We start from the raw sequence: 12,114 nt of genomic DNA, 5'->3' as shown, positions 1-12,114 counted from the left end.
AGGTCAGAGGCCGGAAGGCCGGAAGGCCGGATGGCTGGTGGGCCGCCGGCTGGAAGGTCAGACGGCGAACTCCGCCAGCACCTCCCAGGCCCCCTCCGGGGTGGGGCCGGCGACAAGACGGCCGCCGAGCGCCTCGACGCGCTCGGCCATGCCCACCAGGCCGAATCCACCCCCCAGACGGGAGACCCTGACGTCGGCCGCCGAGCCGTAGTTGCGCACGCGCAGCCGTACGGTGCCCATCGCGCGGCCCGGGGGGGTCCGTGGAGCCTGCCTGCCGTTCGAGGCGGGCCGGTCGGGCCCGCCCTGCCCGTCGGAGCCGGTGAGGAGCCGCAGGTCCGCCTCCACCCAGCCGGCGCCCGGGGCGTGCCGCCGGACATTGGTCAGGGATTCCTGCAGGACCCGGTGGAGGGTGGTCATCACCTCCGGAGCCAGGGTCTCGTCGGTGATGCCCTGGCCGATGTCGAAGGCGACCCGGGGGCCGTCGGCGGAGAAGCGCTCCACCATGATCCGCATGTCCGTGAGCCTGGTGCCAGGGGTCCGGGCGGCATCGTCCTCCGCCCGCAGCACGCTCACCAGGCGGCGCATCGAGGTCAGCGCGTCGGCGCCGGCGTTGGCGATCGCCTCCAGCGAGGGGACCACGGCCTCCGGCTTCTGCTGGGCGACTATCTTGGCTGCCTGCGCCTGGACGACGATCCCGGTGATGTGGTGGGCGACCAGGTCGTGCAGCTCCCTGGCGAGCTCCAGGCGTTCGGCCCGCCGTACGGAGCTCACCGCCTCCTTGCGGCGCTCGAACTGGAATCGGAGATACGCGCCGACCGCGGCGGCGAAGGACCAGCCGACGAAGACGAGGAAGCCGGTGCCGAGAGCCATGCTGCTCTGGGGGATGCGGCCCGTCGCGGTCTCCAGCACGATCATCGACGCCACGGAGAACAGCGCGGCCCGCCTGATCGGCTCGATCCAGCGCAGCCCGCCGATGGTCAGGATCAGCAGCGATCCCGTCTCGGCCAGACCCGGCGCCCCCCGGCCCCCGACGATCCCTATGACCAGGGTGAAGACGAACGACATCACCAGCAGGACGGCGAACCCGCCGACCCGCCGGGTGCGGCGCCACAGCACGGCCAGGACGCCGACGACGCCGCAGATGAGATTCAGCCACGCTGCCCATTCGTCGTTCGATGCCGCGATCGCGAGGTCGACCAGAAGCAGCAGGGAGAGCCAGCCGATGAGCGCGAACTCGCTGAGCCGTTGGATCCAGTAGACGACGCGATGTGTTTCTCCCACGGCCCCTGAGCCTAGGCCGAACAGCTGACATGAAATATCAGCCGTTCGGCTGATCGCTGCCTCCGCGAACCGATCCTTCAGCGGAGGCGGGGCGGGGGCCCGCCGCCGATGCTTGAGGTGTCGAAGAGGAGAGCGAAATGACCGTCATCGGGATCGTGTTGCTGGCCGTCGGACTCGTGGTCGCGGTGTCTCTGACACTCGCGGACCCCGTCCTGCTGTCGCGCATCAACGGGGAGCCCGCCGAGGGCGCCAGCGGCCGCCACATCCAGGCCCCGCCGCTGGGCGCGGGCGGGGAGGTCGTACGGCTGCGGCCGCGTCGCGTGGAGGACCAGGAGCCACAGGCGGCCTGAGGGGCGGCGTGCCGTCCGGCGATCGCCGTCGTACGGCGTGCCGTACGGTGGCCGCCGTCGCCTGACACGCCTGTCCGGTTACCGCCGTCGTACGGCGTGCCCGTCCCGTGATCGCCGTCGTGACGTGCGGTCCGGTGGCCGCCGTCGTACGGCGTGCGGTCCCGTCATGCTGCCGCATGGCGGCGGCGCTTTTGCGAGTAGCGTTGGCCGTATGAGTGAAGGATTCGAGACGCTTGCCATCCACGCAGGTCAGGAGCCCGACCCCTACACCGGGGCCGTCGTTCCTCCGATCTACGCGGTGTCGACGTACAAGCAGGACGGCGTGGGAGGGCTGCGCGCCGGATATGAGTACAGCCGGTCGGCCAACCCGACCAGGACCGCGCTGGAGGAGGCGATGGCCGCCGTCGAGGGCGGCACCCGGGGCCTGGCCTTCGCCTCCGGTCTGGCGGCCGAGGACGCCGTGCTCCGCACGGTCTGCAAGCCGGATGACCACGTCATCATCCCGAACGACGCCTACGGCGGCACCTACCGGCTGTTCTCCAAGGTGCACTCGCGCTGGGGGCTGCACTACGACCCGGCGCCGCTCGGCGACCTGACCGCCGTCGCGGCCGCCATGACCCAGAAGACCAGGATCGTCTGGGTGGAGACGCCCACCAACCCGCTGCTCGGCATCGCCGACATCGCGGCGCTGGCCCAGCTCGCGCACGACAACGGCGCCCTGCTGGTGGTCGACAACACCTTCGCTTCGCCCTACCTCCAGCAGCCGCTGTCGCTGGGCGCGGACATCGTGGTGCACTCCACCACCAAGTACGTGGGCGGCCACTCCGACGTGGTCGGCGGCGCGCTCGTCACGGCCGACGCCGACCTGGGCGCGGAGCTCGCCTTCCACCAGAACGCGATGGGCGCGGTGGCGGGGCCGTTCGATGCGTGGCTGACGTTGCGCGGTCTCAAGACGCTCGGGGTGCGGATGGACCGCCACTGCGACAACGCCGAGCGCGTGGTCGACCTCCTGCTCGCCCACCCGCGGGTGACCTCGGTGCTCTACCCGGGAATGCCCGACCACCCCGGCCACGAGGTGGCGGCCAAGCAGATGAGGCGCTTCGGCGGCATGGTCTCCTTCCGGGTGGCCGGAGGGGAGGCCGAGGCGGTCGAGGTGTGCAACCGGACCAAGCTGTTCACCCTGGGTGAGTCGCTCGGCGGTGTCGAGTCGCTGATCGAGCACCCCGGCCGGATGACGCACGCCTCCGCGGCGGGCTCGCCGCTGGAGGTCCCCGGCGACCTGGTCCGCCTGTCGGTCGGCATCGAGTCGATCGACGACCTGCTCGCCGACCTGAGTCAGGCGCTGGGCTAGCCGTACTGCCCGCACAGATCGGGTCGCGGCGACCGCCGGGGCACGTCAGTACGGGTCGCCCCAGACCATCAGGACCAGGATGACCAGCCAGATCAGGGTCATCACGCCGGAGAGCGCGGCGATCCGCCCGGTCTGCACCTTCGCGTCGTCGTCCGGGTTCTCGTCGCTGAGGACCCGGATGGCGGTGATCTGGTCCCGGTCCACGATGACCAGGAGCACCGCGGCGACGATGAACAGGGTCATGGAGATCGACAAGTAGGGTTTGCCAAGGTATTCGCGGCCCAGCAGCAGGCCGAACAGGAACACGCCGACGGCCGCGATGGCGTAGACGCGCGTGGTCTTGTGCAGGTAGCGCAGGACGTTGACGTCCTTGGCGCGGATGAACCTGGGCGTGGACATGGTGGCGGCGGTGACCGGCCCCAGGGCGAAGATCGCGAAACCGATGTGCAGCCAGAGCAGCAGGTCTGTCATGCGCCAGACATTAGCCCCCGGTGATCTCGGCTGGGTATGGGGCGCGCAAGATCTCCGGATGTCTCCGCGCCCTCTGCGGGGGGCGCCGTGTCCGGAGAGGGGGCCCGGTCACTCCGTACCGGAGACGTCCCGCCCGTCGCGGGTGGCGGGAACTGCCTGTCGCGGGTGCGTGAGACCATGCACAGCTCGTAACACACGCCGGCGACCAGCGTCAGCGCCACGAGAATCGCCGCGACCATCGGACTGCCTCACTTCCGTTCACTGACGGTGTCTGCCATCAGTGAAAGAGACAGAGCGGATGGATAAGTGGTTGTCACGAAAACATCACATTGTGGATGTCATGGCTTCCGGGCCACGTGCGATGGTAGATCTTCGCATTTCGGCCCTGAGCACCCCGGTGGAGTGAGTAGGATCACTGGCGAGCTCGTTCCCGTGTGATGGGACCGTCGGCGTTGAGGTCGCGGTCGTGCCGGGCGAGCGTTGAACCGGATCGTGCACGACGGCACAAGGGAGTGCCCGCTGTGGGTGTGAGACATGTCGAGCCGTACACCGAGGAGTGGCTGAGGCAGCCGGCTCTGTACGTGAGCCGCGTCGTCGAGGCGCTGGGCGCCGAGGCCACCGACTGGTGGGAGGGGCCCTGCGACCCGCGCGCCGTCACCATCCTCCTGACCGGCGGCGACGCGCTGGTGTGGGACGAGGAGAGCGGCTGGCGCCGCGGCCGTTACGTGTCCGGCGACCGTGAGCTCTGCACGGTGCTGGCCGACGCCCGCTATCTCGGTGGCGGCCTGCTGCCCCGCCCGGAGCGGGTCCCCTCCGCCATCGCCGACGCCCGGGCGGGCGTCGGCAACAGCACGGCCTGGCGGCCCTGCTACCGCTCCTACCGCCACTACCGCGACGGCTTCGACCTCGCGCTCAACGGCTACCACGCCTACGCCGAAGCGTGAGACGAGGCCTCCCCGCGCTTAGCGCGCCCGGCGGGTCCGCAGGAAGTCGCTGACGACGTATTCGCCCAGCCGGTCGGCGCCGGAGGAGAACACCCGGCCGCCGTTGCGCCGGGCGACCTCGTTCACGAACTCCTTCAGCCGCTCGTCCTCGGCGAGCATGAACACGTTGAGCGTCGCCCGGCGCCGGGTCATCTTGTCGACCTCGGCGAGTGTCAGCTCCAGCGTCTCCTGCGTGGGTGGCCACTCGAAGGCCGCTGAGCCGTTGCGCCGCAGGTGGGCGGTCGGCTCACCGTCGGTGACCACGAGCACGACCGGCTCGAAGTCGGGATGGCGGTCCAGATGGCGGCCCGCGATCAGCAGGGCGTGGTGCAGGTTGGTGCCCTGGACCATGTCCCACTCCAGCCCGGCCAGCTCGTCGGGCTGCAGGACGCGGGCGTAGTTGGAGAAGCCGATGATCTGCACCGAGTCCTGGGGGAACTTCGAGGCGACGAGTGCCTGCAGCGCCATCGCGGTCTGCTTGGCCGCGGCCCAGGTGCCGCGCAGGGCCATCGAGTAGGACAGGTCCACCAGCAGGCACACCGCCGCGGCCGTGCGCCGCTCGGTCTCCGCCACCTCGAAGTCGTCGACCGACAGGGTGACCGCACCGCCGCCCCCGCCGCGCCGCACGCCGTTGACCACCGTGCGCACCACGTCGATGGGCTGCTCGTCGCCGAACCGCCAGGGCCGGGAGGAGCCGGTGAGCTCCCCGGCGGCGCCGGCGTCGACCTGGTCGTGGTCGCCGCGGCGGCCCGACTCAAGCGAGGCGAAGACCCGGCGCAGGGCGGTCTCGCCGAGGCGGCGGACGGCCTTGGGGGTGAGCTCCAGCTTGCCCCGCTGGCGGCGGAGGTAGCCCTGCTGCTCCAGCTCCCGCTCGATCTGCCGGAGCGCCTCCAGGTCGTCGACGGCCGCGCGGCCCAGCGCGCGGCGGATCGCCCCCTCGTCGATGTCGTCCAGCCGCGCTCCGGGGTAGTCCTGGCGGAGCGCGGCCTCAAGCTGGGTCAGGTCGGCGAGCTCGTCGAGGGCCGTCACCGCGTCGCCCATCCCCATGGGGTCGTCGCCGGTCAGCCGTTCCGGGGTGTTCCAGGCGAGGTCGGGGCGGCGGGCGTAGAGCGACTCGCCCAGGCGGCGCATCTGCTCGCCCATCCCGGCCTGCTCCAGCGTCTGGTTGATCAGCGCGTTGAGCTCCTCGCGCTGGCGGGGGGTGAGCGAGGCCAGCAGGCGCTGGGTCGCGGCGGCCCGGCGCGCGAGGGTGTCGACCAGCTCCTCCAGGTTCCGCGGCGACTCCGGGAACATGTCTCCATATTTCGACATGAAATTCTCGAAGTCATCCTGCGTGTGCTCGCCCCGCGCGTCCCGGTCGAGCATGTCGTTGAGCTCGGACATCATCTCCCGGACCCGCTCCATCGCGGCGGGGTCGGGGTTGGCCAGCGCCTCCCGCATGCCGCGGAACTGGCTGTCGAGCACCTCCCTGCGCAGCAGGTCGCGCAGCTCCTCGAAGGTCCGCCGGGCGGCGGCCGAGCGCCACTGGTAGGTGCTCAGATCCTGGATCGCGCTCGCCGTGTCCTCGGGGAGACCGTCGAGCTCCGACTCGCGGAGCCGGGCGTCGTCCGACGGGTCGGGGAACAGCTCGCTCCGCTCCTGGCCGATCGCCTTGTCCAGCAGGGCCCTGGCCCGCTCCAGCGTGCCGTCGAGCCGGCCGCGCTCACGCAGCTCGCGCCGGCGCCGCCGTACCTCGCGGAGCAGATCGTCCAGCCCGCGCCGGTCCCGCGCTCCCGGCAGGCCCTGCTTGAGCAGGTCACGCAGGGCGTGGCCGGGGTTGGAGCCGGACAGGACGGCGTCGCCCATCTGGTCGAGCGCCGAACGGACGTCGTACGGCGGGGCGAGCGGGTCGGGCCCGTCCCGGTATTCGCCATAGCGATAGCTCATGCTGACACCTCAGGTGCGGTAGACCGCCGTGCCGTCCACTTCGTCCTTGGACAGGCGGCGCAGGAGGTAGAGCCCCTCCAGGGCGAACTCCAGCGCGGCCGCGGCGTGGCCCGGTGACTCGTCGCCGATGCCGAGCCTCGACATGATCTTGGCCAGGCCGGGCACCGGACCGATCCTGCGCAGCAGCTCGGCGGCGGGGATCATGGGCCCGGACTCGACCTGGACACCCTCGGAGAACCGCTCCAGCAGCGCGTTCAGGTCCGCGCCCCCGAGCGTGCCCCGGAACGTCTCGGCCACGGCCCGGCGGAGCAGGTGGGCGAGGACCTCGGTCTCCCGGCCCTCCTCGCTGACCTCGAACTCCACCTTGCCGCGCAGCGTGTGCACGATGCCCGGCAGGTCGGCCACCCGGGTGACCGCGTGCTCCTCGCCGGTCAGGGCCGCACGCCGTACGGCGGAGGCCGCGGCGGTCTCGGCCGCGGCGATGGAGAAGCGGGCCGACACCCCGGAACGGGCGTCGACCGCCGTGGACTCGCGGACCAGCCGGGTGAAGCGGGCGATCACCTCGACCAGGTGCTCGGGGAGGTCGGCGCCCACCTGGTCGAGTGCCGCCTCCTGGCGGATGAGCGTGAGCTCGGCCTCGATCGAGAGCGGGTAGTGGGTGCGGATCTCGGCGCCGAAGCGGTCCTTCAGCGGAGTGATGATCCGGCCGCGGTTGGTGTAGTCCTCGGGGTTGGCGCTGGCGATCAGCAGGATGTCCAGCGGAAGCCGCAGGTTGTAGCCGCGGACCTGGATGTCGCGCTCCTCCAGCACGTTGAGCAGCGACACCTGGATCCGTTCGGCCAGGTCGGGCAGCTCGTTGACGGAGAAGACACCCCGGTTGCTCCGCGGGACCAGGCCGTAGTGGACGGTCTCCGGGTCGCCGAGCGTGCGCCCTTCCGCGATCTTGATCGGGTCGATGTCGCCGATCAGGTCGCCGACGGAGGTGTCGGGGGTGGCGAGCTTCTCGCCGTACCGCTCGTCCCGGTGCTTCCAGGAGATCGGCAGCTCCTCGCCCGCCTCGCCGGCCAGGCGGCGGCAGCGGACGCAGGAGGGCTCGTAGGGATGGTCGTTGATCTCGCAGCCGTCGACGACCGGCGTCCACTCGTCGAGCAGGCCGGTGACGGTGCGGATGAGCCGGGTCTTGCCCTGGCCGCGCTCACCCAGCAGGACCAGGTCATGCCCGGCGAGCAGGGCTCGTTCCAGATGCGGCAGGACGGTGTCGTCGAAGCCCACGATGCCGGGGAACCGCGGCTCTCCGGCCCTGAGGCGGGCCAGGAGGTTCTCGCGGATCTCGGCCTTTACCGTACGGTGGATATGGCCGCTCGCGCGTAGCTCGCGCAGAGTACGTGGCTCTGGGATTTGAGGCACGAGATCGAGCCTACGTCCCCGGAGCCGAAACCGGCACTCTTATCCCGGTTTCGGATCTTGCTCATTGCGTGACGGCCGGTGCGCGTGCTTGTTCCCACAGTGGGGAGAATCGCTCCAGGACAAGGTTTCGGGGAAGAAGGAGAGGCGAGGCGAGTGGTGCTTCTGACAAGTCGTTTCGCCGACGGTCTCGCCGTGGGATCCGATCTGGTCACCAATGCCGAGACTGCGGTCCGCCAGGCCCTGTCGGGCCTGTCCGCACCGCCTGACCTGGTCTGTTTCTTCATATGCGGTGAGGATCCCGACAACGTCTCCCGCGCGGGACTACGGGTGATGAGCATGGCCTCCGACGCCTCGGTGATCGGCTGCAGCGCCACCGGGGTGATCGGCGACGGCCAGGGGATCGAGGTCACCCCTTCGGTGAGCGTCTGGGCGGCCACGCTGGAGGGCGCCCGGCTGACCACCTTCGCGCTGGACACGCTGCGGACCGATGACCGTTTCGTCGTGGTCGGCCTGCCCGAACGCCACCCCGACGACCACGCGGCCATCCTGTTCGCCGATCCCTACAGCTTCCCGACCGACGGCTTCGTCGAGCGCTCCCAGGAGGTGCTGGGCGACCTCCCGCTGATCGGCGGCCTGGCCAACGCGATCCAGGGGCGCGGCGCGGTACGGCTGTTCGCCGACGGGGAGATCTACACCGAGGGCGCCGTCGGCGTGCTGCTCAGCGGCCCCGTCAACATCAGCACCGTGGTCAGCCAGGGGTGCCGTCCCATCGGGCCGACGATGGCCGTCACCGCGGTCGAGGACAACCTGCTCCTCGAACTCGCCGGCCAGCCGGCCCTGGCCCGGCTGGAGGAGATCGTCAGCGCGCTGGACGAGGACGACCGGGACCTGGTCGCGTCGGGGCTGCAGATCGGCATCGCCATGGACGAATACGCCGAGCGGCACGAGCGCGGTGACTTCCTGATCAGAGGGGTGCTCGGCATCGATCCCGAGCGGGAGGCCGTGGCCATCGGCGACGTCGTCGAGATCGGCCGCACCGTCCGCTTCCAGGTCCGCGACGCCGCCACCGCCGACGAGGACCTCTACGAGCTGCTCGACGCGCACCGCGAGGAGTTCGGCCGGGTGGACGGCGCCCTGCTGTTCTCCTGCAACGGCCGGGGCTCGGCCATGTTCGGCACCGCCGACCACGACGCGGTCGCGCTCCGCGACACGCTCGGTCCCATCAGCGTGGCCGGTTTCTTCGCGGCGGGGGAGGTCGGCCCGGTCGGCGGGCACAACCACGTGCACGGATTCACCGCCTCTGTCCTGGTCTTCTCCTCTCACCCGTCCGCAGATCAGTCTTATGATCACTAGATGTCCGGATTAGTGCTTGCTGTCGACATCGGCGGGACGAAGTTCGCCGTCGCCCTGGTGGATTCCGACGGGAACGTGCGGACTGCCCGCCGCGCGGCGACGCCGCCGGGTGGCGACGCGCGGACCCTGTGGAAGGCGCTCGGCGAGCTGGTCGACTCCCTGCTGGACGGCGCCGCGGCCGACGGCCTGATCAACGGCGACGCCGCTGCCGGCGGCGCGGTCGCCGGTGTCGGAATCGGCTGCGGCGGCCCGATGACCTGGCCGGAGGGGGCCGTCTCCCCGCTGAACATGCCGGGCTGGCGAGGCTTCCCGCTGCGCGCGAGGCTCGCCGAGCGGTTCCCCGGCGTGCCGGTCCGCATCCACAACGACGCCGTCTGCCTGGCCGTCGCCGAGCACTGGCGGGGGGCCGGGCGGGGCAGCGCCAACATGCTCGGCATGGTCGTGTCCACGGGGGTGGGCGGCGGGCTGATCCTGGGCGACCGGCTGATCGACGGCGGCAGCGGCAACGCCGGGCACATCGGGCACATCGTGGTCGACCCCGGCGGGCCCCCCTGCGGATGCGGCGGCCGGGGCTGCCTGGAGGCGGTCGCCCGCGGTCCGGGCCTGGCCGCCTGGGCGGTCGAGCAGGGCTGGAACCCGGGCGCCGCCGGCCCGCCCGCCGCCGCGACCGCACCGCCCGGCGAAGGGCCACGGACCTCCGGCGGTACGGCCGCGACCTCCGGTGGGGGGAACGGCGCCCTCAACGGCGAGCCCGGGGATCCGGGCGCCGGGTCCGCCTATGCCGGGTCCGGCTATGTGGAGGCGGCGGTGGCCAGCGGGCGGCAGCTCGCCCTGGACGCGGAGGCGGGCGACGAGATCGCCCTCGCCGCCATGAGCCGTGCCGGCCGGGCCCTGGGCCTGGCCATCGCCTCGGCCACGAACCTCTGTGACCTGGACGTCGTCACCATCGGCGGCGGCCTTTCCCAGGCCGGTCCGCTGCTGTTCGATCCGCTGGAGGCCACCCTCCGGGACCACACCCGGATGGAGTTCGCCCGGCGGGTCCGGGTCGTCCCGGCCTCCCTCGGCCAGGACGCCGGCCTGGTCGGCGCCGCCGCCCTGATCCTCGCCACCGACCGCTACTGGACCCACTGACGGCCCGTCCGCCCCCCGTACGGCTCCGCCCCCTTGGCCCGCCTCGCCGTACGGGGCAGGGCTGCGTGGAGCGCCGCCCCGCCGGCGGGCCCGCCGGGTGGCCGTTCGTGCGATTGGAAGAGCCGGCGCCATAGTGCCGGCCATCGGGCGAAAGCTGTCGAACGATCAGCTGACCTTGAGCTGCTCGTCGCCGAAGTCGGCGATCAGTTTGAGGGTGCCTCCGAGCGCGGCGACATATCGATCCAGGACTTCGCGAGTCGACACATCGCCCTTCTCGATCTGTGACACTCGTCCGACCGAGACACCCATGTTCTCCGCGACCTGGTTCTGGGTGAGTCCACGGCGTTTACGCATCTCGGCCAGACGCCATGCCTGAGCTTCTTCCCGCAGGTGCAGCGTCTCCGCTTCGAACCGCTCCACGCCCCCCGCGGTCTCGATCGCACGCTCCAGATGGCCGCTCTCACGCCACTTGCGATGGCCGGTCACCGCGTCATCTCCTTCTGCCGATCCACCAGTTAAATCTCGTACAGCCGCTCGCGATGCTCCCAGGCTGGCTGAAGTTTAGAATATTCTAAAGTTTTTTGTTGTGTCAGGGGCGAGAATGCGCGATCAGCCAGCGATCATTGACCACTGGAACCTGTGAAGGTCACCAAGAACTCACCGCAGGGCGTCCACGGGTTCCATGCGGGCGGCTCGCAGCGACGGATAGAGGCCCGCCAGGAGGCCTACCAGGGCGCCGGCGACGGGAGCCGCCAGGGCGAGGCGGGCGTCGAGGACGGGGGTCCACTCCTTGGCGGCGGAGATGGCGACGACGGAGACCAGGCCGAGGCCGGCGCCGATCACGCCGCCCGTCATGCCGATCAGGGTGGACTCCAGCAGGAACTGGGCGGCGATGTGGCGGCGGGCGGCGCCCAGCGAGCGGCGCAGGCCGATCTCGGCGACGCGTTCCATCACGGTCACCAGCGTGACGTTGGCGATGCCGATCGCGCCGACCACCAGGGACACCATGCCGAGGATCAGGAACAGGCCGTTGACGTCGTCCTGGACGCCGTCGCGGGCGCGCGTGGGACTGGGCGGGGCGATCACCTGGAGTGCGTCCGGATGGTTGGGGCTCAGCGCGACGGGGGCCTGACCGGCGATCAGGTCGGCGGCGCCGAGGGTGGTGTTGACCAGGACGCGGGTGACGTTCTTCAGGCCGAAGTCGGCGCCGAGCGTGGGCGGCACGATCACGGCGGTGGACAGGATCTGCTCGCGGCGCAGGCCGCCCAGGATGCCGATCACCGTGTAGGCGCGGTCCTCGATGAAGACGGCGGGGGCGCTCGTCAGACGGGTGACGCCGAGCATCCTGGCGGCCTGGTCGCCGAGGACCACCACGCGGTCGCGGCGCTCGACGTGGCCGGCGTCGAAGAAGCGGCCCTCGGTCATCCGGCCGCGGACCGCCTGCGGGAGCTCGGGCCCGCCGGCCACCACGGCCAGGGTCTGGTTGGTGACCCTGGCCGGGTCCACCAGGGTGTTGGAGGCAACTTGGAGGTTGGAGCTCTCATCGGTCTGGGCGAGCGCGGCGGCCGAGGTGACCCCGCGCAGCCGGGTGAGGGCGGCCGGGGCGTCCCAGGTGACCAGCGGGTCGGCCTTCTCGGGGACCTCGACGGTGATCGCGGTGGCGGTCAGCTCGTCGAACCGGCCGACGATCTGGTTCCCGGCGGTGGCGGCGACGCCCAGGGTGATGACCAGGGTGGTGATGCCGAGGACGGTGCCGAGCGTGGTCAGCGCGGAGCGGAGAGGGCGGGCGAGCATGCCGGCCAGGGCTTCGGCCCAGAGGTCGCGGATGTCCATGGTCACTCCTTCCGGAGGGGACGGAGCG

Annotated in this window: 11 protein-coding genes; 5 read left to right on the top strand and 6 right to left on the bottom strand. The window is 71.3% G+C overall.

The window, feature by feature from the left end; all coding sequences use genetic code 11:
* Nucleotides 1-57 precede the first annotated feature (57 nt).
* Nucleotides 58-1,281 (bottom strand): sensor histidine kinase, encoded by a 1,224-nt coding sequence (locus tag SROS_RS41380; protein WP_012894936.1) that lies wholly within the window; start codon nt 1,279-1,281, stop codon nt 58-60.
* A 137-nt stretch (nt 1,282-1,418) separates the two neighbouring features.
* On the opposite strand from SROS_RS41380, the gene SROS_RS41375 reads away from it, so the two are divergent.
* Both SROS_RS41375 and SROS_RS41370 read left to right on the top strand, forming a co-directional pair.
* On the top strand, nt 1,419-1,631 hold the full coding sequence (locus SROS_RS41375) for a hypothetical protein (protein ID WP_012894935.1): 213 nt from the start codon (nt 1,419-1,421) through the stop codon (nt 1,629-1,631).
* Between the two features lie 211 nt (nt 1,632-1,842).
* A complete protein-coding gene (locus tag SROS_RS41370) occupies nt 1,843-2,982 on the top strand; it encodes a cystathionine gamma-synthase (RefSeq protein ID WP_012894934.1) in 1,140 nt (379 codons plus the stop codon).
* Between the two features lie 45 nt (nt 2,983-3,027).
* On the opposite strand, the gene SROS_RS41365 is transcribed toward SROS_RS41370, so the two are convergent.
* Nucleotides 3,028-3,453 (bottom strand): hypothetical protein, encoded by a 426-nt coding sequence (locus SROS_RS41365; RefSeq protein WP_012894933.1) that lies wholly within the window; start codon nt 3,451-3,453, stop codon nt 3,028-3,030.
* A 521-nt stretch (nt 3,454-3,974) separates the two neighbouring features.
* Between SROS_RS41365 and SROS_RS41360 the strand changes: the two genes are divergently transcribed.
* Nucleotides 3,975-4,397, top strand: a complete 423-nt coding sequence (locus SROS_RS41360; RefSeq protein WP_012894932.1) for a DUF6292 family protein — start codon at nt 3,975-3,977, stop codon at nt 4,395-4,397.
* An 18-nt stretch (nt 4,398-4,415) separates the two neighbouring features.
* Here SROS_RS41360 and SROS_RS41355 read toward each other — a convergent pair whose 3' ends face one another.
* Together SROS_RS41355 and SROS_RS41350 are read right to left on the bottom strand one after the other, a co-directional pair.
* On the bottom strand, nt 4,416-6,362 hold the full coding sequence (locus SROS_RS41355) for a vWA domain-containing protein (RefSeq protein ID WP_012894931.1): 1,947 nt from the start codon (nt 6,360-6,362) through the stop codon (nt 4,416-4,418).
* Nucleotides 6,363-6,371: 9 nt separating this feature from the next.
* Entirely contained in the window at nt 6,372-7,769 is a 1,398-nt protein-coding gene (locus SROS_RS41350) for a sigma 54-interacting transcriptional regulator (RefSeq protein WP_012894930.1), read from the bottom strand.
* Between the two features lie 156 nt (nt 7,770-7,925).
* Here SROS_RS41350 and SROS_RS41345 point away from each other — a divergent pair, with 156 nt between their 5' ends.
* Together SROS_RS41345 and SROS_RS41340 are read left to right on the top strand one after the other, a co-directional pair.
* On the top strand, nt 7,926-9,122 hold the full coding sequence (locus SROS_RS41345; protein ID WP_012894929.1) for an FIST signal transduction protein: 1,197 nt from the start codon (nt 7,926-7,928) through the stop codon (nt 9,120-9,122).
* On the top strand, nt 9,123-10,253 hold the full coding sequence (locus tag SROS_RS41340) for an ROK family protein (protein WP_012894928.1): 1,131 nt from the start codon (nt 9,123-9,125) through the stop codon (nt 10,251-10,253).
* 165 nt (nt 10,254-10,418) lie between these two features.
* Here SROS_RS41340 and SROS_RS41335 read toward each other — a convergent pair whose 3' ends face one another.
* Together SROS_RS41335 and SROS_RS41330 are read right to left on the bottom strand one after the other, a co-directional pair.
* Nucleotides 10,419-10,739 (bottom strand): helix-turn-helix domain-containing protein, encoded by a 321-nt coding sequence (locus SROS_RS41335; protein WP_012894927.1) that lies wholly within the window; start codon nt 10,737-10,739, stop codon nt 10,419-10,421.
* Nucleotides 10,740-10,910: 171 nt separating this feature from the next.
* The gene (locus SROS_RS41330) at nt 10,911-12,086 is read right to left on the bottom strand and encodes an ABC transporter permease (RefSeq protein ID WP_012894926.1); all 1,176 of its coding nucleotides are present in this window, start codon (nt 12,084-12,086) and stop codon (nt 10,911-10,913) included.
* Between the last annotated feature and the right edge of the window lie 28 nt (nt 12,087-12,114).

This window comes from Streptosporangium roseum DSM 43021 (genome assembly GCF_000024865.1).
Classification (GTDB): domain Bacteria; phylum Actinomycetota; class Actinomycetes; order Streptosporangiales; family Streptosporangiaceae; genus Streptosporangium; species Streptosporangium roseum.
This window is presented reverse-complemented; position numbering and strand designations above follow the sequence as displayed.